The following is a 25,813-nucleotide window of genomic DNA, read 5'->3' on the forward strand; positions in this document are numbered from 1 at the left end:
GGATTCGCGCAGGCTTGGCCCATGACAACGCTCCGCACCGACCCTGCACCCGCGAACGGTAGCCAGCTGCCCCAACGGCCGCAGACGGCGTTGTTCCGCGATCTGGAGCGGCCGGGCCTGATCGTGTCGAATCTCACACCGAACTGGTTCGCGTCGATCATGGGCACGGGCATCGTCGCCGTCGCAGCTGCGTCACTCCCACTGCAGTTCCCGGGACTCCGGTTCGCGGCGACGGTCGTGTGGGCGATCGCCGCGGTGTTCCTCGTCGCCCTCACGATCGCGACGGTGCTGCACTGGATCCGCTACCGGAGCACCGCAGCCGGGCACCACCTCAACCCGGTCATCTCCCACTTCTACGGCGCACCACCGATGGCGTTCCTCACCGTCGGCGCCGGGACACTCCTGCTCGGCAAGGACTGGATCGGCCTGCCCGCCGCCGTGACCATCGACTGGGTCCTGTGGACCATCGGCACCATCGGAGGACTGCTCACGGCAGTCCTGGTGCCGTACCTGGCGTTCACCCGCCACGAGAACAAGCCCGACTCCGCGTTCGGCGGTTGGCTGATGCCGATCGTCCCGCCGATGGTGTCCGCGTCCACCGGCGCGCTCCTCCTGCCCTACGCCCCCGCCGGACAGTGGCGCGAGACACTGCTGTGGTCCTGCTACGGCTTCTTCGGCCTCAGTCTCGTGACGTCGCTGGTCGTGATCACGTTGATCTGGAACCGGCTCGCGCTCCACAAGGTCGGTGCCGCCGGAATGGTGCCGACCCTGTGGATCGTCCTCGGACCGGTCGGACAGTCGATCACGGCGGTGAACCTCCTCGCCTCGAACGCCCCCACCGTCGTCGACGAATCCACCGCCCACGCGCTCCTGATCGTGGCGCTGGTGTACGGGTTCGCGATGCTCGGCTTCGCGCTGCTGTGGACCGTCATCGCCCTCGCCGTGACTGTCCGGACCGCCCGCGAACACCTGCCGTTCAGCCTGACCTGGTGGTCGTTCACGTTCCCCGTCGGCACCTGCGTCACCGGACTCAACGGGCTCGCCCTGCACTCAGGCCTGACCGTCGTTGCCGTCCTCGCCGTCATCTACTACGCCGGCCTCGTCGCCGCATGGATCACCGTTGCCCTTCGCACCTTTCACGGATCCGTCATCCGTGGCACCCTGCTGGCACCGCCACAGCCGGCATGAGTACCCCCGAGGAACTCGCTGACGTTCGATCGCTGAACGGTCTCGCGGAGACGTGGCGGACCGCGCCCGACGGCAGCCGACGGTTCGTCCCGAGCTTCGACCCACGATCCGGCGGCAGGTCCAGCCGCGTCCTGGTCCTGATGCAGTCGCCCGGCCCCCAGACCATCGCCGCAGCGCACGCAGCTATCTGCAGCGAGGACAACCCGGGCCCGACCGCGGCCGCGTTCCGAGCAGCCCGTATCGAGTCCGGACTCGCACGCGGCGAGTACGTCCGCTGGAACCTCATCCCATGGGAACTGCCCGACCGCGTGCGACTCGCGGACATCGACGAGGGGCGGCATGCCCTTGCCACACTGCTCGCGGCCCTCCCCGCGCTCACTGCGATCGTCACGTACGGGGCCGTCGCCCTCGACGGCGTCATGCGACACCTCACCCTGGACGAGCACCCCCGACTCCTCCCGGTCATCGCAGCACCACATCCGTCTCCCGCCAACGGCCGCCACCGCTCGGAACAACACTTCCGTTCCGTGCAAGCACTCCGGCTCGCCGCGCGAGCGCAACAGACGTAGCAAATACGAACGATTCCGCTACAACTATCCGTACCGGCGGTCAGTCAGGGTGCGAGGCGCCGTGTCTTGTAGCGGAACCCAGTCCCGGAATCTACGTGCCGCCACTACCCCTCCTGGTCGAGTTTCGCTACGTTCTTCCCATGGGTCACCTTCTCGGGTACGCGCGCGTGTCCACCACAGACCAGGACGCGTCGCTGCAGATCGACGCGCTCAACGCCGCTGGCTGCTACCGCGTGTTCGTCGACACCATGTCCGGGTCGCTCCAACACCGGCCCGAGCTCGACAAGCTCCTCGACCAGCTCCGCCCCGGCGACACTCTTGTCGTCTGGCGACTCGACCGGCTCGGCCGGTCCATCCGGCACCTCATCGATCAGCTGCACGCTCTCGCCGAGCGCGGGATCGGGTTCCGGTCCCTGCAGGAGACCATCGACACCACCTCGCCCGGCGGCCGGCTCGTGTTCCACGTCTTCGCCGCGTTGGCGGAGTTCGAACGGGACCTCATCAAGGAACGCACCAACGCCGGCCTTGCCGCCGCTCGAGCCCGCGGCCGCACCGGCGGCCGACCATCTCGGCTCTCGGTGGACCAGGTGCGGACCGCGCGCCGGCTCTACGAGCAGCAGGACATGACCGTCGCGCAGATCGGCGACGTGCTCGGCGTTAGCCGCACCACCATCTACCGTGCACTCGCGAAGCACGCCGAGCCCGTCGCGGCGCGACGAACCAAGCCTTCCCCAACGATGTAGCTGGCCATGGACGCGAGCGAGCGGTGGGGCATCCTTCGACTGCACGTCGAGGACGCCATCCCGCTCGCCACCCTGGCCCGCACCACGGGCGTCGCTGAGCGCACCCTGCAACGCTGGCTGGCCCGCTACCGAACCGGCGGATACCCGGCTCTCGCCGACGGCACCCGCACCGATCACGGCGCCCGACGGACGGCACCGGAACTGGTGCGCCTGATTGAGGGGCTCGCACTCACCAAGCCACGACCCTCGATCGCCACGATTCACCGCCAGGTCGACAATTACTGCACCAAACGAGGTCTCTCGGCGCCGTCATACTCCGTTGTGCGGTCGATCGTGAACGGGCTTGATCCCGGGATGGTGACGCTCGCGCTTGAGGGGCCCGGGTCATATCGGGACAAGCACGAACTGCTGCTCCGACGTCGTGCGGATCGCCCCAACGCGATCTGGCAGGCGGACCATACGATGCTCGACCTGCTCATCGTCGGACCCGACGGCAAGCCCGAACGGCCGTGGTTGACGGTGATCCTCGACGACTACTCCCGCGCGGTCTGCGGGTACATGGTGTTCCTCGGCGCCCCATCCGCCGCGAACACCGCGCTCGCGCTCCGGCAAGCGATCTGGCACAAGCCGGAACCGGACTGGCCTGTCTGCGGGATCCCAGACGTGCTCTACACAGACCACGGGTCCGACTTCACCAGCCACCGAATCGGCGACACCGCCGCCGTGCTGCACCTCCGCATCATCCACTCGCAGGTCGCTCGCCCCCAGGGCCGCGGGAAGATCGAGCGGTTCTTCGGCACCATCAACACCGAGCTGCTCCCAACGCTCCCCGGCCACCTCGCACCCGGATCCTCGGCGCCGACGCCGGCGCTGGATCTCGCCGGTATCGACAGTGCCATCAACACGTTCATCCGCCGCTACAACGCCCGCATCCACCGCGAGCTCCGGAAGAGCCCACTGGAAGCGTGGATCGCAGACGGGTGGCTGCCACGAATGCCGGACTCCCTCGAGCAGCTCGACGGGTTCCTGCTCACCGTCCCGACCACGCGCGTCGTGCAACGAGACGGCATCCACTTTGAAGGGCTCCGCTATACCGCAACCACTCTCGCACCCTTCGTGGGCAGCACCGTCAGCGTCCGGTACGACCCCCGCGACGTCACCGAGATCCGTGTCTTTCACCGCGACGCGTTCCTGTGCACCGCGATCAGTACCGCGCATCAGACCGAGACCATCAGTCTCAAGCAGATCCAGGCCGCCCGGAACGCGCAACGAAGAGCCCTGCGCGGGCAGATCCGCGAACGCATCGCGATCGTCCGCCCGACACCCGATGATCACACCCCACCAGCACCCGCACCGGATCAACCGCGACTAAAGACCTACGAGGAGGACCGGTCATGACGAGCCAGTTCATAATCACGAAGGAACACCGTCGCTTCGCGGAGTTCGCCGACGCCGTCCGGAAGCAGAACACCATCGGCGTCTGCTTCGGCCCCGCTGGCGTCGGCAAAACCCTCTCCGCACGCCGCTACGCCCACTGGGACAGCATCGGCCCGTTCATCGCCAGATGGGCCGCACGCAGCGAAGACGACACGAAGATCTACGCCGCCGCCCACCGAGCCCGCACCGTCTTCTACACGCCCGAGGTCTCCGCCACGATGCGCGCCCTGCAGGACGACCTCCGGCACGACATGCTCCGCACCGAACGCTGCATCGAGGAACACCTCCTGCACCAGGGTCGCCACTTCGACCACGCACACGGCCCCAACCCGTCCCTGCTCGAGCTGATCATCATCGACGAGTCCGAACGCCTCACCGGCAACGCGATCGAGTGGCTCCGCGACCAATACGACCGCACCGGCATCGCGATGATCCTCATCGGCATGCCCGGCATCGAGAAGCAGTTCAGCCATTACCCGCAGCTCTACAGCCGCCTCGGTTTCGCCCACCAGTACCGTCCGCTCGGCCACGACGAGCTGCTCTTCGTCCTCGAACGTCAATGGCGCAAGCTCGGCAAGACGCTCGACCCCGACGACTTCACCGACGCGCAAGCCATCGCCGCCGTCGAACGCATCACCCGCGGCAACTTCCGGCTCCTTGAGCGCCTCCTCCCTCAGATCCAACGCGTCCTGAAGATCAACGAGCTCGACGTCATCACCAACGACGTCGTCGAGGCCGCCCGCAGCACCCTCGTCATCGGCACCACCTGACCGGACACCGATCGCAGCGAAAACGACGACTCAGAGTGAGGCTGCTCACAACCCGGCGCGTCGCGGATCCCAGGCCACCTGTCCACAAACGATCGTTTCCGGGGTGAGCGAACAGACCTCGGACCCGGACGTCAGTCGCTCTCGCGGCCACGTCCGACATGATCCCGCCTCTTTGTCGCGTGTCGGGCCGGTACTCCCACGTGCAACAGCTGAGTGCGGGCCCGTGGCGTCGTGGTCATACGCCGCTTTGCAGGAGCGGTCGGTGCCACAAGCGGCGGCGTTGTACGCGTTCCACGCCGTCGTGACTCAGCCGCCCGTCGCGGCGACGGCATCGCATGGCCTCCGCGCCGGAGCCGACGTGACTACGGCTGCGCGTCGACGACGACCCTCGAGCGCGCCGGCCGGTGCCAGACGAGCGCCGACCGTGCGGCATCCCGCGCGACCCTGAGGACACGGAGCACCACGATGTCGTGGTCGCCCGCGCGGTGGACACCCTCGACCGAGCACTCGAACCACGAGTGGGCACCGTCGAGGAAGACCGCACCGGACCCGGCGGCGGCGTACTCGATGCCGTGCAGGCGCCGCGCACGGTCCCGCGACGCCAACTGCGCCGTGTGCGGCCCGTGTCCGTCGCCGAGCACCGAGATGCCGAGCGTCGGCGCTGCTGCGAGGTCGGGCCACGTCGTGGACGAGTGCTGCACGGCGATCGTCGCCAGCGGCGGGTCGTAGGAGACACCGACGGTGAAGGACGTCGCCACCATCACCACGGGGGAACCGTCGACGCACGCGGCGATCGCGGCCACGACGGAGGGCACCTCGGCGATGGCCTCACGGATGTCGAGCGGGTCCTCGATGAAGTGGTCGTGCACGGGGTCCTCCTCGGGGAACGAGTGGTCGGGGACGAACGGTCAGGAGCGGGCGAGCACGGCACGGGCCCGACGCTCGTCGGACCGCATCGCGGCGACGAGCGCGTCCGGCCCGCGGAACGTGCGCTGGCGTCGGATGCGCCGACCGACGGTGAGCTCGACGACCGAGCCGTACAGGTCGCCGTCGAAGTCGAGCACGTGGATCTCGACCGTGCGCGGTCGGTCCGGGAAGGTGCTGTTGCTGCCGATCGACACGAGGGCCTGCCGTGGCGGAGCGCCGACGGGAGCCGCGAGCCACCCGACGTAGACCCCGTCGACGGGGACGGGAGCAGCCGACTCGTCCTCGGGCCGCAGGTTCGCGGTGGGGAACCCCAGGTCGTGCCCGACCCCGGCACCGTGGACGATCACGCCGGTCAGGACGACCGGGGCACCCGGACGGCCGGACAGCGCACGCGCGGCGACCACGGCACCGCAGGCCACGAGCGCGAGCGCACCGAGCGCGACCGCGTCACCCGCCGTGGCGAGCAGCACGGCCGTCGCGGTGCTGCCGAGCACGGCGCCGAGCTGCTTCACGGTGTTGAAGACGCTCGATGCCGCCCCGACCGTCGCGGGACCCGCACCGAGGACCGCGGCGAGGGAGAACGGCGACCAGACGAACGCGTTCGCGATCCCGAACCCGGTGAAGGCCGCGGCGATCGTCCAGAGGGGCGCCGCGGCACCGACGAGCACCGCGGTCAGTGCCACCGACACGACGAGCAGGACGGCTCCGACCGTCGCGGTCGCCCGGGGCCCGGCGGTGTTCGTCATGCGGCCGACGAACGGCGCCGAGGCGAGGCACGCGACCCCCATCGGCACGAGCACGAGGGCCGCCGATCCCGCACTCAGCCCGCGGGTCTGCTGCAGGTCGAGCATGAGCGGGATCGGGGCGGACCCGACGCAGAACGACGCGGCCGTGGCGCCCCACGACCCGGTCACGAAACCGCGGTCGCGGAAGAGGGCGAGCGGCACGAGGGCGCGGTCGCCGGCACGCCGCTGCCGGACGAGGACGGCTGCCACCACCGCGGCGCCGAGCAGGACCGCACCGCCACGGGCGACCGGGTCGGCGAGCAGCCCGGTGTCCGTGCCCTGCACGCCGACGACCACGCCGAGGACCCCCACGGTCACGCCGACGACGGCGAACAGGGGCAACGGGACCGCGATGCGCCGCGAGACGGGCACGAAGCGGAGGACCGCGATCGCCGTGACGATCCCGACGGGCACGTTCACGAGGAACACCGACGGCCACCCCCACGCCTCGACGAGCAGCCCGCCGACGATCGGCCCGGCGACCGTCGCCGCCCCGCCGCCGGCGCTCCAGACGGCGAGCGCGACGGCGAGCCTCGGCGGTTCGAACAGCGACCGGATCACGGTCAGGCACTGCGGGGTGAGCAGCGCAGCGCCGAGGCCCTGGACCGCACGCCAGGCGACGAGGGCGACGATCCCGGGCGCGGCCGCGCACCCGACGGAGGCGATCGTGAAGACCGCGAGCCCGACGAGGTACACGCGCCGGTGTCCGAACCGGTCGCCGAGCCGGCCCGCCACGAGCAGCGGGACGGCGAACGCGAAGAGGTAGGCGCTGTTCACCCACACCGACGTCGACGCGTCGGCACCGAGGTCACGCCCGAGGTCGGGCAGGGCGACGGACACGATCGTGCTGTCGAGCAGCAGCATGAAGAAGCCGAGGCAGAGCCCGCCGAGCGCGAGCCACCGACGGGCCGGGGTCACCTCACACCGCCAGGTTCTCGCGGAGTGTGGCCCCCGGGTACCGCGGCGCGAGGGCCCCGCGGCAGCGGAGCTCCGGCACGAGCAGTTCGCTGAGGTCGGCGAACCCGGACGGCATCCCGAGCGGGCTGGACAGCATGTAGCCGCCCCGCCCACCGGTCGCGGCGAAGTTCTCCTGGAGGGCGTCGGCCACCCCCGCGGCGTCGCCGACGAGCATGTGGTCGAGGCCGGTCGCGGCGCGCCACCCGTGCTCGAAGAAGTCGTCTCGGTCCATCGTGTGGTCCTCCCCGAACTCGGCGACCAGGCTGCCGACGAGTCCGGCCGGGCTCGCCTGGGCGGCGACGATCTCGTCGCGCAGGTCCCCGAGCCGAAAGGAGGCCGGCAGCGTCGAGAAGTCGTACCCGGCGTTGTGCGAGATGAAGGTCCCGACGGCCTCGCGGTTCCAGAACGACAGGAGCGAGTCCCGTCGGGCCTGGGCTTCGGCGACCGTCGCGCCGACGATCACCTGGGTCGCCCAGAGGATCCCGACCCCGGCGGGGTCCCGTCCGGCGTCCGTCAGTGCCGCGTCGAGGGCGTTCCGGTGTCGGAGCTGCCCGGCGACGCTCGCCCCGAACCCGAACACGAGGTCGGCGAACGACGCACTCGCGGCGATGCCCCGCGGCGAGTTGCCGGCCTGCACGACGACCGGGTGGCGCTGCGGACTCGGGACGCTGGCGAGCGGCCCCCGCACCTTGAAGAACCGGCCGTCGTGGTCGATGGGGTGCACGCGCGACGGGTCGGCGAAGCGCCCGGTCGCCCGGTCGCGGACGATCGCGTCCGGCGCCACGGAGTCCCAGAGCGCACGGCAGACGCCGATGAACTCCTCCATCCGCTCGTACCGGAGGTCGTGGTCGATCAGGTGGTCGGAGCCGTAGTTCGCGGCGTCCGCACCCCGCGAGGACGCGACGACGTTGAACGCCATCCGGCCGCCCGTGACGTGGTCGAGCGAGTTGAGCAGCCGTGCGGTGGAGAACGGGTGCGTGAAGGTCGACGAGTAGGTGAGTCCGAACCCGATGTGCTCGGTCACCGTCGACATCGCCGCGATGACCGGCGACATGTCCTGCCGGGGCCACTGGATCCCCCACTCGACCGCCGGGTCGATGCTGCCGCGCCACGTGCTCGGGACACCGGAGCCGTCGCCGAAGAACAGCATGTCGACGCCGGCGCGCTCGGCCGTCCGGGCCACCTCCATGTACATGCGGACGTCGGGGAAGTCCTGGCCGACCCAGCTGCCGGGTGCCGCCCAGCGCCCCTCGGTGTGGGTGAAGGACAGGTCGTAGGCGATGTGCATGCCGCTCACGGGGCACCCACCGGCGACGCCGCCCACGCCTGCCACAGCGCGGTGGTCTCGCCAGCGTCCGTGACGACACCGACGTTGAGCTCGATCATCGTGAGCGCGGCGTCGTGCACGTCGATGTCGTAGGCGGCGGTGGCGTCCGACGGCACCACGACGGGCCAGCCGAGCTGCATCGCGTCCTGCGCCGTCGCGAAGACGCAGCACTCGGACGTGAGGCCCACGACGGTCAGCCAGCCGATCCCGGCGGTGGTGAGCCGCGCCTCCAGGTCCGTGCCGAGGAACCCGCTGTAGCCGCGCTTGACGACGCGGGTCTCGCCGGGCGCCGGCGCCGTGCGGTACCACTCGGCGCCGGCGGTGCCGATGCGGCAGGGCTCGTCCTCCGGCATCGGTCCGTCGAGCGCACCGCCGCGCAGCCACGTGCTGCTGTGCCACGGGGCGGACGGGTCGCTGCCGAGCTCCACCCAGACGACGGGGACGCCGGTGGCTCGCGCCTCGTCGACGAGGGCGCCGATCCGGACGATCGCGGCGTCCACCGCGGCGAACGCACGGTCGTCGAGCCCGTAGCCGGCGATGCGCGCGGGTTCACCGAAATCGCGCTGCACGTCGACGACGACGAGCGCCGGCGTGCGGCCACCAGCGTCCAGCAACCGGGCGAGTCGCGGGTCGAGCCCGCCGCTGCCGCCGGTCACCGGACGACCGCCGCGTCGTGCTGGCGGAGTGCCGGCAGGACGGTCTCGCCGAAGCGCACCATGTCCTGGTCGTACTCGGGGAAGATCAGCATGAGGCCGTCGAGCTCGCCCCGGTCGACGATGTACTCGATGTGCTCCGTGACGGTCTCGGCGGAACCGGCGACGTACGCCGTCTGGAACGCGTCCTCACCGGCAGCACCGTCCGCCCACGCACGGGCCTGCTCGGCGGGGACGCCCCACGACGCCCGCATCGAGGCCAGTGCCTCGCGGTCGACGCCGGCACCCCACGCGCGCACCTTCCGCTGCGCTGCCTCGTCGGTCTCGTCCTGCACGACGGTGAGCATCGAGTAGGTCCGGCACACCCGACCTTCGTCGGCCGCGCGGTCGTGGACGTCGCGGGACAGGTCGCGCATCTCGTCGAGGCTGTCCGCCGCGAGGAACGCACCGTCGGCGTACTTCGCCTGGAACGCGCGAGCGGCCTCGGACTTGCCGGCGCTGATGATCGTCGGCCTGCTGGCCGGGTGCGGGCGGGACTCGCAGGCGTCGAGGTCGAAGTACGGCGTGTGCATCGTGACGCTGTCCTCGGTCCAGAGGCGGGTGACCGCTTCGGTCCAGAGCTCGGTCATCCGGTAGCGGTCGGCGTGGCTGAGGCCGGCGTCCCAGATCCCGAACTGCTCGAACTCGGCCGCGTAGGCCCCGTTGACGATGTTCATGCCCGCCCGACCCCCGGAGAGGTCCTGCAGCGTCGTGTACATCTTCGCCGCGACGGCCGGGTTGTGGACGTTCGCGTGCATGGTCGCCCAGATCTTCACGCGCTCGGTCGCCTCGGCGATCCCGGCCATCATCGTCATCGACTCGAGGGAGCGTCCCCAGTGGTCGGTGCTCCCGCCGAAGCCGCGCCACTTCGCCATCGACATCACGAAGTCGAGGCCGATCGCTTCGGCGTGCAGGGCTGCGCGCTTGTTCCAGGCGTAGGTCGCCTCGGGGTGGGGGGCGGTGTCGGAGAGCATCCATCCGCCGTTGCCGATCGGGAGGAAGATCCCGTACTCCTTCGCGGGCATGGTGCGCCGCCTCTCTGGTCGTTGCTCGGTGCGTGTCACGTCGTGCCGGGTGGGTCGCGCGTCCGCGCGACCCACCGTGGTCACGGCGCGGGCCAGACGGTCTCGCCGTCCTTCGTGATCGCGTCGATGTACTCGTTCGTGAACCAGCTCTTCGCGTCGTCCGCGGTCACCGAGCTCTCCACGATGTCGAACTGGTGCAGCATGTCGACGAGCTTCGACACGTTGTCGGGGTCGATACCCCCGAGCGGCTGGCCCGGCGTCGGGTTGTCCGCGATGACCTTCGTCTCGGTCGTCCAGATCTTCGCGTTCTGCGCCTCGTCGTAGGTCGCGCCGGAGAGCTTCGCGGCGTACCCGACGCACTGCTTCGTCTTCGCGGCGCTCGACGAGCAGAAGTCGTAGGCGTGCAGGGCGGCGCGCAGGACGTCCTCGACGGCGGTCGGGTGTGCCTTCGCGAACGCGGGGTTCACGGCCATCGCGCCGATCGACGAGGGGATCCCGTAGTCGACGGGCTGCCACACGGTGACGTCGTCGCCGGCGGCCTTGAGCAGGTTCGGCTCGTTCGACACGAAGCCGGTGAGCGCCTCGAGACCGTTCTGCTTGCGCGGCAGGACCGAGGGGTCGTAGCCCTCCTTCACGAGGGTGAGCGAGTCCCAGTCCACCCCGGCCTTCTCCATCATCGCCCGGACGGAGGCGGGGACGTAGCCCTTGTGGCCGACGACCTTCCCGTCGAGCTGCGGGAGCTTCGTGATGTCCTTGTTCGTCATCAGGATGTCGAGCCCGGCGTTCGAGTAGGACGAGATGCCGGTGATGTCGATGCCGTTCGCCCGGGCCTGGATGAGGTCCTGCTCCGCGACGGCCGACACGGTCGCCTGGCCGCTCGCGAGGAGCTTGGTGTTCTGCGCGGTGTCGCCCGAGCCGGGCTTGAGGGTGACGTCGAGGCAGAGGTCCTTGAAGTAGCCCAGTTCGTCGGCCGCGATGTACTCGAGGATCGACGCCGAGGACTGGTACTGGTAGCCGGACAGGTAGGTGATGGGGCCGGCGGCCTTGTTCTCCTTGCACCGTTCGGCGGAGATGGCGCTGCCCTCGGACGAGCCGGTGCCCGCGCTCGAGCCGGTGCTGCAGCCGGTGAGGGCGAGGGCCACGGCGGCGGTGGCGGCGAGGGCCGCGAGCGCGGCCGTGGTGCGGTGCGGGCGGGTGCGGTGCGGGTGGGTGCGGTGCTGCATGGTCACTCCTGTGGGAAGGGATGGGTGGTGCAGGGCGGGGGCGGGGCGGGGTGCGGGTCGAGTGGGTCGGGGTGGTCGCCGGGTGTCGGCCTGGAGGCGCGGCTGGCGTCGCGTGGGCAGGCTCGCGCCGGCGTGTGGTGCTGCTCGGCCGCGGGGCGGCGGGCGGTGCGGTGGCCGGGCGGGGCGGCGGGTGGCGGGACGGCGGTCAGCGGTCGGCGGTCGCCGTCAGTCGTTCGCGGTGCGGTGCCAGCGGAGGACCCGCCGCTCGACGAGCGAGATGAGTCCGAGCAGGACCACGCCCATCACCGCGAGGATCGCGATCGCGGCGTACACCACGGCGAGCTGGTTCATGGACGACGCCGTGCTGATCACGGTGCCGAGCCCGCCCGTCGAGCCCGACGCGGAGAGTTCCGCCACGACCGCGCCGATGATCGACAGCGGGAACACGATGCGGAGCGCCGCGAAGACGAACGGCAGGGCGTTCGGGATCCGCAGGTGCACGAGCATCTCGAGGCGGGACGCGTCGATCGTCCGGTACACCTGCAGCACGGGCTGCGGGACGGACCGGAGCCCGGCCGCGGTGTTGATGAGGATCGGGAAGAAGCAGATGAGCGCCGTGATCACGAGCTTCGGCAGCGGGCCGAACCCGAACGCCACCACCAGGGCCGGGGCGATCGCGACCAGCGGCGTCACGTTGAGGACGATCGCGATCGGCATCACCGCGCGGCGGACGATCGGCAGCTCGCTCGTCAGCACGGCGAGGACGAACGCGGCCACGAACCCGATGCCGAGGCCGACGAGCGACTCGACGAGGGTGATCCCGGCGTTCTGCAGGTAGTAGGGCAGCTGCGTGGCGAGGGTCTCCCCCACCGCGGGCAGCGGCGGCAGCAGGTACGGCATCGTCGTCGCGCCGATCTGCCAGAGCACGGCGAGGACGGCGAGCATCACGACGAGGGGCGCCCAGACCGTCGGACGGATCCAACCCGGGAGCGGCCGACGGGTCGCTGCGGCCTCGGACTCGGCGGTGGTGGTCGTGGCGGAGGCGGTGGAGGTCGTGCTGGTGGTGGTCATCGTGTCGTCTCCCTCAGGCCGCGTCCGTCGCACGCCACGCGCTGTGCAACCGCGTGCGGACGAGGTCCTCGTACTCGTGGAAGCGCCGTTCCTCGAACAGACGCTGGTTCCGCGGTCGCGGCAGGTCGATGTCGATGACGTCGACGATGCGCCCGGGGCGCGGCGCCATCACGACCACGGTGTCCGACATCCGGACCGCCTCGGACACCGAGTGCGTGACGAAGAGCACCGTCGTCCGCAGCTCGTCCCAGAGGTCGAGCAGCTGGTCCTGCAGGGCCTCGCGGGTGAACTCGTCGAGGGCCGAGAACGGCTCGTCCATGAGCAGGACGTCGGGGCGCAGGCCGAACGCCCGGACGATCGCCGCACGCTGCTGCATGCCACCGGAGAGCTGGGCGGGCAGCTTGTCCTCCGCCTCACCGAGCCCGGCCATCCGGAGCAGCTGTCGCATGTCCGGGCCACTGTCCGCACCGCGCTCCGCGAGGTCCTCGATGGCGGCGCGCCGACGACCGGCACCGGGGTTGACCCGTCCGGCGAGGGAGACGTTCTGCAGCACGGTGAGCCAGGGCAGCAGCGCCGGCGTCTGGGGCACGAGGCCGATGAGCTTCGCCGCGCACGCCTGCGCCGGGGTGACGCCGTGGACCTGCACGTCGCCGCGGTCGGCGGGCTCCAGGCCGGCGACGAGCCGCAGCAGCGTCGACTTCCCGCAGCCGCTCGGGCCGATGAGCGACACGAACTTCCCGGGCTCGATCGTCAGCTCGACGTCGTCGAGGGCCTCCATGGCGCTCGGACCGCTGCCGTACACCTTGCGCACCGCGTCCACCCGGACCGCTGCTGTGGTCATCCGTTCCTCCATACCGTGGGCGAGCACGCAGGCTCGGTCTCGTATGGCGGAGAGCGTGCGTCGCGAGCTCGGGTTCGTCTGCGACGCGGAAATCCGCTGCTGGTGACGAGGTTAGGACGCTCGTGTTACGGAGTCGGGCCACATGTGTTGCGAACGTGTGAACGACTGCACGAGGTCAGCGCTGCGAGGGCGCCGCCGTCCGCCCGTCCCAGACGAGCACCTCGATCCCGAGGTCCTCGGCGGCCACCGAGACCCACCCGGCGAGCGCCCGCGCAGCGGGTTCGGCGACGACGAGGACGGCCCGCTCGACCCCGGGGACGGACTGCCGCAGCCACAGCAGCTTGAACAGGTCGGCCATCACCTTGTTGCGCCAGGCCGGCTTGTAGGCGCCCTGGTTCGCCACGAGCTGCACCACCACGCGGTCGTCGGCGTCGATGCCCTCGACCTCGACCCGGGCACGGTCGAGCACGACGGTGCGGGGACGGAGGACGAGCCCGAGTGCGGTCCCGGTGTCGTCGAGCATCCGCCGCTCGACGGAGTCGGGGGCGAACCGGCCCCAGTCGGAGCGGGCGTCGGGGACCTCGGTCATGTCGGCAGTGTAGGCGGCCGCTCAGTCCGAGCGCGCCGCCGACTCCAGTGCCTCCGCCGCCGCTGCCGCTGCCGCGCGCACGATGTCCGTGTCACTCACGGACTTCGCGTTGTACTCGGCCTTGTTCTTCACGGCGAGGAGTACCTCGAGGTGCTTCGCGACCGCCTGGCCGGCCGCCGCTCGGAGCACCGGAACGGCCTCGTCGTGGGCACCGGTCCGCGAGTACCTGCCGGTCCTCGCGACGCAGATCGCGTCCGCCGCGGCGATCCCGCTCAGCACGCACTGCACGACGAAGGCGTTCGCGAACGGCGACGTCGAGGTGAGCACCCCCGACTCTCCCCCGAGCTCGCGCAGCGTGTCGGCAGCGTCGAGGAACTCGGTGGCCTTCGCGAGTCGGCCCCGGCGGAACGACTCGTCGCCCTGCGCGGTGGTGCCGGTACGCGGTGTCACCCGGCCAGCGTACGGAGCTTCCGGGACAGCCAACGACCATCACCTGCGATGGGAACACCGTCCCTGGCGACGGACGCGAGGAGCGGATCCGCAGCGTCGATCTCGCTCTCGTCGAAGACCACCTGACGCACGACGTTCCCGGTCCACCCCTGCGCGCGTTCGCACAGCGCGTGGATGGCGTCCTCCGCCTCGGGACGACGCCCGGCGATGACGACGAAGCAGAGGTCGAGGTCACTGTCCGGCCGCATCTCACCCCGGGCACCGGAGCCGAACACGGCCGCGTACCGGAGTGGGAGGCCGTCGCACCCGACGGTGAGCCGCTCGAGGAGCTCGCGCCGCATGTCCGCCAGCGCTCGGACCGCACCAGCGGCGAGGTGGTCGGGGTTCAGCGCGAACGCCTTCGTCCGTCCGGTCCGGAACCCGTTGACGATGCCCTGTTCCGTCAGCCGGTCGGCGCTGTTCCGCACACCGGCGTACGAGCGATCGGGCACGAGCCGACTGATGTCCGCGATCGTCATCGGTCCGGCCGCTCGGGAGAGCACCATCAGCACGTCACCGTCGATCGCAGTGGTCACGGAAGCGAACGGGCGCTGGAGCTGCATAATGGTAGAAAACTACCGCAATCGGTAGTTTTCTACCACTCCGCCCCCTGTTGGTAGATCCCCTCAGCATCCGTCGTTCGCGGAGTCGAGAGCGAACCGGCCCACTCCGGAGCGGGCGTCGGGGACCTCGGTCATGTCGGCAGTGTAGGCGGCGTCACCCGCGCCGATACACTGTTATGAAAGAGCAGTTTCATAACAATCGATCGAGGATTGATGCAGCCGAGTCCGTACACGCCCGGAGAAGTCGCACGGATCGTGCCCGGTCGCGCCCGGCAGCTCGCCGAGGTCGACGAACGCCTCTCGACGCTCATCGACCTCGGGCGGCTCGTCGGACGGATCCGCGTCGACCACGCCGCCCGAGGATTCGGGAAGACGTCGCTGCTCCGCGAGTACCAGCGACGCGCGTCGGCCCGCGGCGCGGCGACGGTGTGGGTGACCGCGGGCGAGGAGCAAGGACTCATCGCGCAGATCGCAGCGAGTGTCCACACCATCACGGACGGCTTGGCCGAGCACGTCAAGACCGGGCTGCGGGAACGGATCGAGACACTGCAGCTCTCGGTCGGGGTCCCCGGCATCGCGACCGCGACCAGCACGTTCCGACCACCGACCGACGGTGACCGTCCGGAGCAGTCCGGAGCGCGTGCTCTCGAGGCAGTGATCCGGGCGGCCGTCGCGGAACGACCACTGGTGATCCTGATCGACGAGATCCAGTCCGCCGATCCCTCGGGGCTCCGGACGCTGGTGTACGCCTGGCAGCATCTCCAAGCCGAAGGCGCGGACGTCCCGGCAGCCGTGTTCGCTGCAGGGCTCCCGAACGCACCCGAGACCATCGCCGGGATCGTCACGTTCAGCGAACGGCTTGCGTACCGCCCGCTCGGGCCGCTCCACCGCGAGGCCGAGGAGATCGCACTCATCGGACCCGCTCGCGCACTCGGGGTCCACTGGACGCAGCCCGCGGTCGACCGTGCTCTCGCGATCGCGCAGGGATACCCCTACTTCGTGCAACTCATCGCGGATTCGGCCTGGACGGCTGCAGGACGGCCCGATCCGGGAAGCGCCATCGAGCTCAGCGCGGTCGAGCACGGACGCGACGCGATGCAGGCGGACCTCGATGCCTTGTTCCGAGCACGATGGTCTGCATGCTCTCCGTCGGAACGACGCATGCTCGCAGCCATCGCTGAACACGGGGACGGGCCGGTGTCGCGCGCTGCGATCGCGGCATCGCTGAACACGGGCAGCAACCAGCTCTCCACGCCCCGTGCACGACTGATCGACAAGGGACTCATCCAGCCCGCCGACCGCGGCACGCTCGAGTTCACGATCCCGGGGTTCGCAGCGTTCGTCCGCGACAGCGAGACGTAGGCACCACCCCTCGCGGTCAGCTCCCCCGCTCAGACCACCGACCACCCGCCGTCGCTCGGCAGCACCGCGCCGTTCACGTTGGCCGAGTCGTCGCTGAGCAACCACGTGATCGCCGCCGCGAGCTGCTCGGGCTGCGCCACCGGCGGGATCGTCGTCTGCATGATCGGCCCCACCCGTCCGGCCGCGTACTCGCTGCGCATCGGCGCCTCGATGTTCGTCGCCACCGCACCGGGCGCGACGGCGTTGGCACGGATGCCCTGCGGCCCGTGGAAGAACGCGACGCTCTTCGTGAACCCGGCGATCGCGTGCTTCGACGCCGTGTACGCAGCACCGGCGGCCGACGCCCGGAGCGCCGCCTCGGACGCCACGTTCACGACCGCACCGCGTCCGGCGGCGATCATCAGCGGCAGGACCGCTCGGGTGAGCCGCATCGGCCCGGTGACGTTCACGCTGAAGACGCGGTCCCAGGTGGCGTCGTCGACCTCGCTCGGCGGGAGGAACGCGTCCATGATGCCGGCGACGTTCGCGAGCCCGTCGACCCGGTCGCCGGCAGCGGCGAGGAGCGCGTCGATCGTCTCCGGCGCGGCGACGTCGCCGATGACGGTCTCGACGTCGAGGCCGGCGGCGTCGACGAGTTCGGCGCGCAGCACATCGAGCCGTTCGGCGACGACGTCGGTGGCGATCACCCGCCCGCCCTCGTTCGCGATGCGCGTCGCCGTGGCGCGTCCGATGCCGGAACCCGCTCCGGTGACGATGATGGTCCTGCCGGTGAACCGTCCGGCGGTGGTGTCGGTCATGTCGTCTCCTCACTGAGAGGCGCTCGCTGCGCCACCACAGTTGTAGCACTCAGTGCCGAAAGGAATCCATGAGCTCGACGAGCGACCGGCCGACCGGACGCCCGCGGACGATCGACCCCGCCGCGGTGTCGCTCGTGGCCCTGCGGCTCTTCGACGAGCAGGGCTTCGACGCCGTTTCGATGGACGACGTCGCGACGGCCGCCGGGGTCAGCCGCCGCTCGTTGTTCCGGCTCTTCCCGAGCAAGGCCTCGCTCGTGTGGGGCGGCCTCGACGAGTTCGCGGTGCGTTTCACCGACGAGCTCCGCCTCCGGCCGACCTCCGAGTCCGCGTGGGTCGCGCTCCGCGCCGCGTACCGGGTCGGCGCCACGTTCCCGGACGACACGATCGAGATCACCCGCCACCGCCTGCGGGTCATCCGCGCGAACCCCTCCCTCGAGCGCGGTGGGGATGCCGCGTCCACGGCCCTGACCGGGGTGATCGAGCGGTTCGTGGCCGAGCGGGACGGCGGATCGGTCGACGACCTCGCGACGCGGGTCCGCGCACACGCCCTCGCAGCGGCGGCGAGCACGGCGCTCACGTGGTGGGCGACGCACGGCGAGGGCCGCCCCGAGGACGTCGTCGACGAGGCACTCGCGCTGTTCGGCTGACGGACGGGAGGGACGGTGCGGGCCCGCACCGCGCCTCCCGTCCGTCACCGGTCGCGCCCACTGCCCACCGACGCCCGTCAGACCCGGCTCTCGATGCGCTTGCCGCGCACGTCGCGCGAGAGCGCGTCGATGCGCGCCAGGTCGTCGGCCGTGAGGACGACACCGGCCGCCGCCACGTTCTGCGCGACCCGGTCGGGGTTCTTCGACCCCGGGATCGGGACGACGTCGTCCCGCTGCGCCAGGATCCACGCGAGGGACAGCTGCGAGAGCGAGACGCCGTGCTCGTCGGCGATCGCGGTCAGTGCCCGGACGACCGCGACGTTCTGGTCGAAGTGCTCCGGCGCCCACCACTCGAGCATGTGCCGGATGTCGTCCTCGGGGTAGGCGGACCGCGGCTGGACGGCCCCGCCCAGGAACCCGCGCGCGAGCGGTGAGTAGGCCACGAGCCCGATGCCGAGCTCGTCGACGAGCGGGAAGAGCTCCTCGGACTCCCGGGCGAACACGGAGTACTCGGTCTGGAACGTCGAGATCGGGTGCACGGCGTGGGCCCGACGGAGCTGGTCACCGTCGGTGTTCGAGAGCCCGAGGTACTTGACCTTGCCGGCCTGCACGTACTCCGCCATCACGCCGACGACGTCCTCGATCGGCACCGCCGGGTCGTGGACGTGCTGGTAGAGGAGGTCGATCGAGTCGGTGCCGAGATTCCGCAGGCTCTGGTCGACGACCTCGCGGATGTGCTCGGGACGGGAGTCGGGCGCCCAGTCGTCCGCGGTGAAGCCGAACTTGGTGGCGATGGTGACCTCGTCGCGGACGGGCGCCAGGGCCGCTCCGAGGAGTCGCTCCCCGGCACCCCACCCGTACATCTCGGCGGTGTCGAAGTGGGTGACGCCGAGGTCGTGCGCGCGACGGATCGCCGCGATGGACTCGGTGTCGTCGGCGGGCCCGTACGCGAAGACCGTCCCCATCGCGCCGTAGCCGATGGATCCGACCGTGAGGCCCTGGGTCCCGAGAGTGCGCTGCTGCATGTGCCGTCCTTCCGTCATGTCTGGCGATGCAGATGACACTGTACGCCCGTTCTGTCAGTCTCTGACAACTTGGTCATGTTCCGCCTCCCTCGGTACGATGCCGTCGTGGGTGAGACGAGCGCGCGGACCGGTCTGCGGGACATCACGCGTGAAGCCGTGCGCGCGCGGATCGCAGCGGTCGCCGTCGCCCGGTTCGACCGCGACGGGTTCGACGCCGTCACCGTCGAGCAGATCGCGGCCGAGGTCGGCATCTCGGCGCGGAGCTTCCACCGGTACTTCCCGGCGAAGGAGGACGCCGTCATCGGCGATCCACTGCGACACCGGGGTGCGCTCGCGGAGGCGCTCCGGGAGCGTCCGGACGACGAACCGGCCTGGACCGCGCTGCGCGAGGCGTTCGTCGGCATGATGGTCCGCGCCGACGAGGACCCCGAGTCCGGTCGGCGGTCGGTCCGCGTCATGATGTCGACGCCCTCGCTCCGCGCCCGCAACCTCGAGAAGCACCTCGCCTGGGCGGACGTCCTGACGCCGATCCTGACCGAGCGGCTGCGCGCCGGGGACCCCGACGGCGCCGAGCTCGGTGCGGCCGTCCTCGTGCAGGCCGCGCTCGGGTGCTTCGACGTCGCGATCGCCACCTGGTCCGTCACCGACGAGGACGCTCCGGCCCTGCTGCGCCGGACGTTCGACACGCTCGCCTCGGCGGTCTGAGCGGTAGGGTCCGGGGCATGAACGTGAACGGGCCCTCGCCCTACTTCCAGTTCGACGGCACCGCGCTCCAGGCACTCGGGCGCTGGCAGGACGTCTTCGGCGGCGAACTCAGCATCGCCACCTTCGCGGACTTCTCGCGCACCGACGGTCCCGCCGACGCGGTCGCGCACGGGCAGCTCACCGGCGGCGGCATCACGCTGTTCGCCGCCGACGCCCCGACCGGCGAGACCTCGTTCTCGGCGACCGGGCTGCTCTTCTCACTGCTCGGCGCCGCCGAACCCGACGTGCTCCGCGGCTGGTTCGACGACCTCGCCTCGGACGGCACCGTCGTGGACCCGCTGCAGGAACGCCCGTGGGGCGACTGGGACGGCACCGTGCGGGACGTCTTCGGCGTCACCTGGCTGATCGGCTTCGAGGCGGCGGCACTCGCGTGACCGACCGCCCCACCGTGCTCTTCGTGTGCGTGCACAACGCCGGCCGGTCCCAGATGGCCGCCGGCTACCTGCAGCACCTGGCGGGCGACCGCGTCCGGGTGTTCTCGGCCGGCAGCGAACCGGCCGACCGCGTCAACGCCGTCGCGGTCGAGGCCATGGCGGAGGAGGGCATCGACATCGCGACCGCCGTCCCCGCCGTGCTCGAGACCGACACCGTGCGGGAGTCCGACGTCGTCATCACGATGGGCTGCGGCGACGCGTGCCCGGTGTTCCCCGGGAAGCGCTACGAGGACTGGGAGCTCGACGACCCGGCCGGGCAGCCGATCGACCGCGTCCGCCCCGTCCGGGACGCCGTCCGCGCGCGGGTCGAGCAGCTGATCGCGACCCTCTGAGCAGGGACCCCGACGCTACCGCTCGTCGAGCGCCAGCAGCGGTGCCCAGTACGCATCGGGCCCGTCGGCGACCACGGCGTCCGGTTCGAAGCGGAAGCCGTAGCCGCGGACGAAGTCGAGGGCCGCTGCCTGCTCCCCCGCCGCGTCGTCGTCCGCCTCGTCGAAGAGGTACTCGCCGTGTCCCATCCGGACGCCCGAGTCGCTGATCACCGTGAGGTCCCAGCGGCCTTCCTCGGCACGTTCGATCCGCACGACGGCGGCCTGCTCAGCGGTGAAGTCAGCCATGCGGCGAGCATACGGACGTCACGCGTCAGGCGCTCAGCTTCGCGAACGACGACCGGTGCCAGACCAGCGGGCTGTGCGCGAAGTCGGACATCAGACCGTTCACGCGGAGCACGACGATGTCGTGGTCGCCCGCCGGGTACGTGTGCTCCACCGAGCACTCCATCCAGATCGGTGCCCCCTCGAGGAACACCGCGCCCGTGTCCGACACCGTCGTGTCCACGCCGACGAAGCGCACGGACTTGTCGCGTGAGGCGAGCTGCCGCGTGACGTTCTCGTGCCGTTCGCCGAGCACCGAGACGCCGATGGACTCCGCTCCGGCGAGCGCCGGCCACGTGGACGACGAGTGCTGCACGGCGAACATCACGAGCGGTGGGTCCTGCGAGACGCCGACGGTGAAGGACGACGCGACGAGCACGGTGGGGGCGCCGTCGACGATCGCGGAGAGTGCGGCGACGCCGCAGGGGAACCCGGAGAACGCCTGCCGGAGGAGCGTCGGGTCCGCGGACTCGGCGGTGTAGGGCTTGATCATGCGCTGGTGCCTTCCTTGGTCGGTGCGGATGCGGCGGCGAGGACGACGTCCCGCCAGCGGGCGAGCCAGCCCTCGGTCGACGACTCGTCGGTGTAGTGCTTGTCGTTCAGGTACAGCCCCTGCACGGGCACGGTGGCACCGAGCTCGACGAGCACGGGCTTGAGGAACACCTCGGGGGCCATGTGGTGCGCGGGACCGGCGCCGAGCATGAGCGGGACGGCGGTCACCCCGGCGAGCCCGTCGGCCGTCGCGAACTGGTCGAGGAACAGCTTCAGGACGCCCGTGTAGGTGGCCTTGAACGTGGGCGAGGCGACCACGACGAGGTCGGACGCGGCGACGGTCGCGACCGCGGCCTGCACTCCGGGGTCGCCCCAGCCGAGGATCCCCGGGCCGAGGGCGATGACGTCGACGACGTGGTCGGGCGCGGACCCGGTGAGTCGTTCGGCGACGATCGTCGCGGCCTCGAGCGTGTGCGAGCCGGGCTTGGGGTTGCCGGCGACGACGGTGGTGATCATGGCGACCGTTCCTCTCTCTCGGATCTCATCCAACGCCGTGGCGGTTACCCCGTCGTGAAGGTGCCGTTACCGTTCATTGCGCGAGCCGCCCTGGTGGTGACCACCCGGAAACCGCAGGTCAGGGGCGGAGTCGAGCCGCGCCTCCCGGCAACTCGCGTGTCAGAACGCGAGCAGGTTCTCGCGGAACGTCTCGTGCTCGTAGCCGCCCCTGACCAGACCGCGGCGCCGGAGCACCGGCGCGAGTCCGTCGCAGACCTCGGTGAGGTTCTTCCGGGTCACCGGGAGTCCGACCAGGAAGCCGTCGGCGCCGGAGGCGGCGATCGCCTCCTCCATCTGGTCGGCGACCGTCTCGGGGCTGCCGACGAGCCGGACCGATCCCGTGGTGTCGCGCTGCGCGGGGAGGGCCTCGCGGAGCGTCTTGCCGTCGGCCTTCGCCAGGAACGCCTCGATGACGCTCTGGTGCCCGTTGCTCTTGCCCTTGAGGTCCGCCGGGAGCGGTTCGTCGAGGTCGAACTGCGCGAAGTCGAACCCGGACGTGTACGACAGGTTCGCCAGCTGCGCGTCGATGTTCTCCCGGGTGGCGGCGAGCTGTCGGGCCTGTTTCGCCTCGGCCTCGTCGTCGGTGTCGGCGAGCACGGGCTCGACGAGGAACAGGATCTTCGCGTCCGTCTCCTCGCGGCCGAACCCGACCATCCGTCGGTGCATGTCGTCGACGTACTCGCGCATGGCGTCGACGCCCGGTGCCGAGGCGATGAGCGTGTCGGCGTTGCGCGCGCCGAGGTCGCGACCCGCCGGGGAGCCGCCGGCCTGGCAGACCACGGGGTGTCCCTGGGGGCTGGCGACCGTGTTGAGCGGCCCACGGGTGCGGTAGTACTTCCCCGCGAAGTCGGCGTACCGCACCTTCGTGTGGTCGGCGAAGACGCCGGTCGCCTCGTCGAGCACGAGGGCGTCGGCGTCCCACGTGTCCCAGAGCGCCCGGACCGCGTCGATCCACTCGTCGGCCATCGCGTACCGCTCGTCGTGCTCGAAGTGCTGGTCGTAGCCGTAGTTCTGCGCGGCCGCGTGCGGTGAGGCCGTGACGAGGTTGATGCCGACACGGCCGTGCGTCAGGTGGTCGAGCGTGGACATCAGCCGGGCCGCGAGGAACGGCGGGTAGAAGGGCGTCGCGGCGGTCGCGATGATGCCGAGGTGCTTCGTCGCGGCGGCGAGCAGCGGGACCAGCGGCATGGGGTCGTGCCGCACGATCGCGGAGCGCAGCGAGTGCTCGAACGAGGAGCCGAACACGTCGGGGAGGACGGACGAGTCCTCGAGCATCATGAAGTCGAACCCGGCCCGCTCGAGCGAGGTGGCGGCGTCGACGAAGAGCTGCGGGTTGGCGACGTCGTGGCGGACGTTGCCGGACCACTGCCCGTTCCAGCCGTAGACGCCGAAGCCGTAGCCGAGGAACCAACCGAGGTGGAACATGGGTGTGCCTTCCGTGGGAGGTGGTGTGGTGCCGGACGGTGCTGCGCCCGGTGGTACGGCAGCGGGTGGTAGTCGATGGCGGCGCCGAGCTCGGCGGCGGCGCGGAGTCCGAAGCGCGGGTCGCGCAGGAACTCACGGCCGACGAAGACGACGTCCGCTCGGCCCTCGGCGACGACCGCCTCGGCCTGGTCGGCTGTGGTGACCAGTCCCACCGCGCCGACCGGTGCACCGGTGGCGGCCCGCAGCCGTTCCGCGTGCCCGACCTGGTAGCCCGGGAACACCGGGATCTCGGCGTCCGGGACCATCCCGCCGGTGGACACGTCGAACAGGTCCGCGCCGGCGGCCACCGCCCAGGAGGCCGTGGTCGCCGTGTCCTGCTCGGTCCAGCCCCCGGGGACCCAGTCGGTCGCCGAGAAGCGCACCAGGATCGGGAACCCGTCGCCGAGGGCGGCGCGCAGGTCGCGGACGACGTCGAGCAGGAGGCGGGCCCGTCCGTGGAGCGAGCCGCCGTACTCGTCGTCGCGCGTGTTGGCGAGCGGGGACAGGAACTGGTGCAGCAGGAACCCGTGCGCGGCGTGCAGCTCGACGAACTCGAACCCCGCGTCGCGCGCCCGGACGCCCGCCGCGACGAACGCCCGGTGGATCCCGCGGACCTCGTCGGTGCTGAGTTCCCGCGGGGCCGCGTACCCGGTGTACGGCACGGTGGACGGTCCCACGACGAGCCACCCGCCGTCCGCCACGGGCACGGTGCCACGGACCCGGTCCCAGCTCCGCCCGGTGGACGACTTGCGACCGCCGTGGCTCAGCTGGATGCCGATGCGGACGCCCTGGTCGCGGACGAACGCGGTGGTCGGGCGCCAGGCGTCGCGCTGCGCGTCGTCCCAGAGCCCGAGGTCGTACGGCGTGACCCGGCCCTCCGGGGTGACGGCGGTGCACTCCGCGACGATCGCCCCGGCGCCGCCGAGCGCGAGCCCGCCGAGGTGCACGTGGTGGAACGGGGTCGGCATGCCGTCCCGGGCCTCCACCGTGAACATCGTCAGCGCGGGCACCCAGAGCCGGTTGCGGAACCGGGTGCCGCGCAGCTCGATCGCCTCGAACAGCGCCGGGGCGCCCGGCATCAGAACGCCCGCAGGTTCTCGCGGAGCGTCGTGCCGGTGTACTCGTCGCGGATGAGCCCCCGGCGGCGCAGGGCCGGGGAGAGGCCGTCGGCCACCATCGCCATGTTGAGACGGGTCGTCGGCATGTAGACGAGGAAGCCGTCGCCGCCGACGTGCTCCATGAACTCGCCCATCTTCGCCGCGACGGTGTCCGGCGAGCCGACGAACCCGAGGTCGTTCACCTGGTGCGAGGAGGCGACGACCTCGCGCAGCGTGCGGCCCTGCTGCCCCTCGAAGAGCTTCTCGATCGAGGTGTACTCGCCGTTCTGCTTCGAGATGTCGATGTCCTCGACCCGGGTGTCCGGGTCGATCGCCCCGAAGTCGATGCGACCACCGGACGTGTACGACATGTTCCAGAGGTTGTACTCGATCGCCTTGTCCGACGACATCGCGAGCCGGGCGGCCTCCGATGCGGCCTGCGCCTCGGCGTCGGTGGCGGCGATGGTCGGCGTGACGATGAACAGGAACTTCACGTCGTCCGGGTTCCGGCCGGCGGCGGCGACCCGGGCGCGCATGTCGTCGCGGTACGCCTTCGCGCTCTCGGGCGTCTTCGACAGGGCGATCATCGTGTCGTCGTGGAGCGCGGCGAGCTGCCGGCCCATCTCCGATCCACCGGCCGAGCAGATCGGGACGACGCCCTGCGGCCCCGGGATCGTGTTGAGCGGCCCGCGCGAGCGGAAGAACTCGCCGCGGTGGTCGATCGGGTGCACCTTCGTGTGGTCGGCGTAGACGCCCGCCACCGGGTCGGCGACCACGGCCCCCGGTTCCCAGGACCCCTGCAGGGCCTTGACGACGTCGGCCCACTCGATCGCCATCCGGTAGCGCTCGTCGTGGTCGAGGTGCTGCTCGTAGCCGTAGTTCTGGGCGACGCGGTCGGTGACGCTCGTCACGACGTTCATGCCGATGCGCCCCTCGGTGAGGTGGTCGAGCGTCGTGCCGAGGCGTGCGGCGAGGTACGGCGGGTACTGGATCGTCGAGAACGTCGGGACGATGCCGATGTGCTTCGTGGCCTGCGTCATGAGCGGGACGAGCGGCATGGGGTCGTTCTTCGGCGCCATGAACCCGCGCCGCAGCGAGGTGTCGGCGGTGCCGCGGTACGAGTCCTCGACCATCGCGGTGTCCTCGATGAGGATGTAGTCGAAGCCGCCGCGCTCGAGGTTCTTCGCGAGGTCGATGTAGATGTCGGGCTTCATCCAGTCGGTCACGTTCGTGCCGGTCCAGGGACCGTCGCCGTTCGTGTCGGACCAGGCCTGGATGCCGAAGCCGTTGCCGAGGAACCATCCGAGGTGGAACATGTGGAGCCTT

General features: G+C 70.9%; 28 protein-coding genes and 1 pseudogene. 10 read left to right on the forward strand and 19 right to left on the reverse strand.

Annotated features, from left to right (window positions below):
* The first annotated feature begins 21 nt into the window (after positions 1 to 21).
* From BM028_RS02890 to BM028_RS02910, 5 genes are all read left to right on the forward strand, one after another.
* Positions 22 to 1,188 (forward strand): TDT family transporter, encoded by a 1,167-nt coding sequence (locus BM028_RS02890; protein WP_254789365.1) that lies wholly within the window; start codon positions 22 to 24, stop codon positions 1,186 to 1,188.
* The gene (locus tag BM028_RS02895; RefSeq protein ID WP_055950118.1) at positions 1,185 to 1,757 is read left to right on the forward strand and encodes a uracil-DNA glycosylase family protein; all 573 of its coding nucleotides are present in this window, start codon (positions 1,185 to 1,187) and stop codon (positions 1,755 to 1,757) included. Before BM028_RS02890 ends, BM028_RS02895 begins: the two co-directional genes overlap by 4 nt.
* A 140-nt stretch (positions 1,758 to 1,897) precedes the next feature.
* Positions 1,898 to 2,500, forward strand: coding sequence for a recombinase family protein (locus BM028_RS02900; RefSeq protein WP_092384421.1), 603 nt, complete (start codon positions 1,898 to 1,900; stop codon positions 2,498 to 2,500).
* A 6-nt stretch (positions 2,501 to 2,506) separates the two neighbouring features.
* Positions 2,507 to 3,898 (forward strand): Mu transposase C-terminal domain-containing protein, encoded by a 1,392-nt coding sequence (locus BM028_RS02905; protein WP_092384423.1) that lies wholly within the window; start codon positions 2,507 to 2,509, stop codon positions 3,896 to 3,898.
* Positions 3,895 to 4,707, forward strand: coding sequence for an AAA family ATPase (locus BM028_RS02910; RefSeq protein WP_055950112.1), 813 nt, complete (start codon positions 3,895 to 3,897; stop codon positions 4,705 to 4,707). The genes BM028_RS02905 and BM028_RS02910 overlap by 4 nt, the downstream gene beginning before the upstream one ends.
* Positions 4,708 to 5,069: 362 nt before the next feature.
* Here the strand turns inward: BM028_RS02910 and BM028_RS02915 are convergent, their stop codons facing one another.
* The 11 genes from BM028_RS02915 to BM028_RS02965 form a co-directional block, all read right to left on the reverse strand.
* Positions 5,070 to 5,576, reverse strand: coding sequence for a flavin reductase family protein (locus BM028_RS02915; RefSeq protein WP_092384425.1), 507 nt, complete (start codon positions 5,574 to 5,576; stop codon positions 5,070 to 5,072).
* 39 nt (positions 5,577 to 5,615) lie between these two features.
* Entirely contained in the window at positions 5,616 to 7,337 is a 1,722-nt protein-coding gene (locus BM028_RS02920) for an MFS transporter (RefSeq protein WP_254789366.1), read from the reverse strand.
* Position 7,338: 1 nt separating this feature from the next.
* Positions 7,339 to 8,664 (reverse strand): NtaA/DmoA family FMN-dependent monooxygenase, encoded by a 1,326-nt coding sequence (locus BM028_RS02925; RefSeq protein WP_254789398.1) that lies wholly within the window; start codon positions 8,662 to 8,664, stop codon positions 7,339 to 7,341.
* A 5-nt stretch (positions 8,665 to 8,669) separates the two neighbouring features.
* Positions 8,670 to 9,359, reverse strand: coding sequence for a cysteine hydrolase family protein (locus tag BM028_RS02930; protein ID WP_092384427.1), 690 nt, complete (start codon positions 9,357 to 9,359; stop codon positions 8,670 to 8,672).
* Positions 9,356 to 10,420: an LLM class flavin-dependent oxidoreductase gene (locus BM028_RS02935; protein ID WP_092384429.1), complete on the reverse strand. Its 1,065-nt coding sequence runs from the start codon at positions 10,418 to 10,420 to the stop codon at positions 9,356 to 9,358. The genes BM028_RS02930 and BM028_RS02935 overlap by 4 nt, the downstream gene beginning before the upstream one ends.
* Before the next feature lie 80 nt (positions 10,421 to 10,500).
* On the reverse strand, positions 10,501 to 11,643 hold the full coding sequence (locus tag BM028_RS02940; protein WP_092384431.1) for an ABC transporter substrate-binding protein: 1,143 nt from the start codon (positions 11,641 to 11,643) through the stop codon (positions 10,501 to 10,503).
* Between the two features lie 225 nt (positions 11,644 to 11,868).
* On the reverse strand, positions 11,869 to 12,714 hold the full coding sequence (locus BM028_RS02945; RefSeq protein WP_083295048.1) for an ABC transporter permease: 846 nt from the start codon (positions 12,712 to 12,714) through the stop codon (positions 11,869 to 11,871).
* 13 nt (positions 12,715 to 12,727) lie between these two features.
* The gene (locus BM028_RS02950; RefSeq protein WP_092384951.1) at positions 12,728 to 13,555 is read right to left on the reverse strand and encodes an ABC transporter ATP-binding protein; all 828 of its coding nucleotides are present in this window, start codon (positions 13,553 to 13,555) and stop codon (positions 12,728 to 12,730) included.
* A gap of 175 nt (positions 13,556 to 13,730) precedes the next feature.
* Entirely contained in the window at positions 13,731 to 14,144 is a 414-nt protein-coding gene (locus BM028_RS02955) for a hypothetical protein (protein WP_092384433.1), read from the reverse strand.
* 21 nt (positions 14,145 to 14,165) lie between these two features.
* Positions 14,166 to 14,594, reverse strand: coding sequence for a hypothetical protein (locus BM028_RS02960; protein WP_092384435.1), 429 nt, complete (start codon positions 14,592 to 14,594; stop codon positions 14,166 to 14,168).
* Positions 14,591 to 15,169, reverse strand: coding sequence for a nucleotidyltransferase domain-containing protein (locus BM028_RS02965; RefSeq protein WP_175495970.1), 579 nt, complete (start codon positions 15,167 to 15,169; stop codon positions 14,591 to 14,593). Before BM028_RS02965 ends, BM028_RS02960 begins: the two co-directional genes overlap by 4 nt.
* Before the next feature lie 240 nt (positions 15,170 to 15,409).
* On the opposite strand from BM028_RS02965, the gene BM028_RS02970 reads away from it, so the two are divergent.
* Positions 15,410 to 16,558, forward strand: a complete 1,149-nt coding sequence (locus tag BM028_RS02970) for an ATP-binding protein (RefSeq protein ID WP_092384439.1) — start codon at positions 15,410 to 15,412, stop codon at positions 16,556 to 16,558.
* A gap of 29 nt (positions 16,559 to 16,587) precedes the next feature.
* On the opposite strand, the gene BM028_RS02975 is transcribed toward BM028_RS02970, so the two are convergent.
* Positions 16,588 to 17,355, reverse strand: coding sequence for an SDR family NAD(P)-dependent oxidoreductase (locus BM028_RS02975; protein WP_070416862.1), 768 nt, complete (start codon positions 17,353 to 17,355; stop codon positions 16,588 to 16,590).
* Positions 17,356 to 17,423: 68 nt separating this feature from the next.
* On the opposite strand from BM028_RS02975, the gene BM028_RS02980 reads away from it, so the two are divergent.
* Positions 17,424 to 18,002, forward strand: coding sequence for a TetR family transcriptional regulator (locus BM028_RS02980; RefSeq protein ID WP_092384441.1), 579 nt, complete (start codon positions 17,424 to 17,426; stop codon positions 18,000 to 18,002).
* 77 nt (positions 18,003 to 18,079) lie between these two features.
* Here the strand turns inward: BM028_RS02980 and BM028_RS02985 are convergent, their stop codons facing one another.
* Positions 18,080 to 19,027 carry an aldo/keto reductase gene (locus BM028_RS02985; protein WP_092384443.1) on the reverse strand — a complete coding sequence of 316 codons (948 nt, stop codon included), beginning with the start codon at positions 19,025 to 19,027 and terminating at the stop codon, positions 18,080 to 18,082.
* A 105-nt stretch (positions 19,028 to 19,132) separates the two neighbouring features.
* Between BM028_RS02985 and BM028_RS02990 the strand changes: the two genes are divergently transcribed.
* Genes BM028_RS02990 through BM028_RS03000 form a run of 3 tightly spaced genes read left to right on the forward strand, consistent with a single transcriptional unit; the run spans position 19,133 to position 20,558 of the window.
* Positions 19,133 to 19,732 carry an acyl-CoA-like ligand-binding transcription factor gene (locus tag BM028_RS02990; RefSeq protein WP_254789367.1) on the forward strand — a complete coding sequence of 200 codons (600 nt, stop codon included), beginning with the start codon at positions 19,133 to 19,135 and terminating at the stop codon, positions 19,730 to 19,732.
* 17 nt (positions 19,733 to 19,749) lie between these two features.
* Positions 19,750 to 20,166: a VOC family protein gene (locus BM028_RS02995; RefSeq protein ID WP_175495971.1), complete on the forward strand. Its 417-nt coding sequence runs from the start codon at positions 19,750 to 19,752 to the stop codon at positions 20,164 to 20,166.
* Positions 20,163 to 20,558: an arsenate reductase ArsC gene (locus tag BM028_RS03000; protein ID WP_092384447.1), complete on the forward strand. Its 396-nt coding sequence runs from the start codon at positions 20,163 to 20,165 to the stop codon at positions 20,556 to 20,558. Before BM028_RS02995 ends, BM028_RS03000 begins: the two co-directional genes overlap by 4 nt.
* Positions 20,559 to 20,573: 15 nt before the next feature.
* Here the strand turns inward: BM028_RS03000 and BM028_RS03005 are convergent, their stop codons facing one another.
* From BM028_RS03005 to BM028_RS03030, 6 genes and pseudogenes are all read right to left on the reverse strand, one after another.
* Positions 20,574 to 20,843, reverse strand: a complete 270-nt coding sequence (locus BM028_RS03005; RefSeq protein ID WP_070416867.1) for a hypothetical protein — start codon at positions 20,841 to 20,843, stop codon at positions 20,574 to 20,576.
* Positions 20,844 to 20,868: 25 nt separating this feature from the next.
* A complete protein-coding gene (locus tag BM028_RS03010; RefSeq protein WP_071295318.1) occupies positions 20,869 to 21,372 on the reverse strand; it encodes a flavin reductase family protein in 504 nt (167 codons plus the stop codon).
* Positions 21,369 to 21,887, reverse strand: a complete 519-nt coding sequence (locus tag BM028_RS03015) for an NADPH-dependent FMN reductase (RefSeq protein ID WP_092384449.1) — start codon at positions 21,885 to 21,887, stop codon at positions 21,369 to 21,371. Before BM028_RS03015 ends, BM028_RS03010 begins: the two co-directional genes overlap by 4 nt.
* Positions 21,888 to 22,046: 159 nt before the next feature.
* Positions 22,047 to 23,222, reverse strand: a pseudogene (locus BM028_RS18720) (NtaA/DmoA family FMN-dependent monooxygenase); the annotation flags it as partial.
* On the reverse strand, positions 23,201 to 24,469 hold the full coding sequence (locus BM028_RS03025) for an NADH:flavin oxidoreductase/NADH oxidase (protein WP_217647218.1): 1,269 nt from the start codon (positions 24,467 to 24,469) through the stop codon (positions 23,201 to 23,203). The pseudogene BM028_RS18720 and the gene BM028_RS03025, both read right to left, overlap by 22 nt.
* A complete protein-coding gene (locus BM028_RS03030; protein ID WP_022907949.1) occupies positions 24,469 to 25,803 on the reverse strand; it encodes an NtaA/DmoA family FMN-dependent monooxygenase in 1,335 nt (444 codons plus the stop codon). Before BM028_RS03030 ends, BM028_RS03025 begins: the two co-directional genes overlap by 1 nt.
* Positions 25,804 to 25,813: the final 10 nt, after the last annotated feature.

Source organism: Curtobacterium sp. YR515 (genome assembly GCF_900113095.1).
Taxonomy (GTDB): Bacteria; Actinomycetota; Actinomycetes; order Actinomycetales; family Microbacteriaceae; genus Curtobacterium.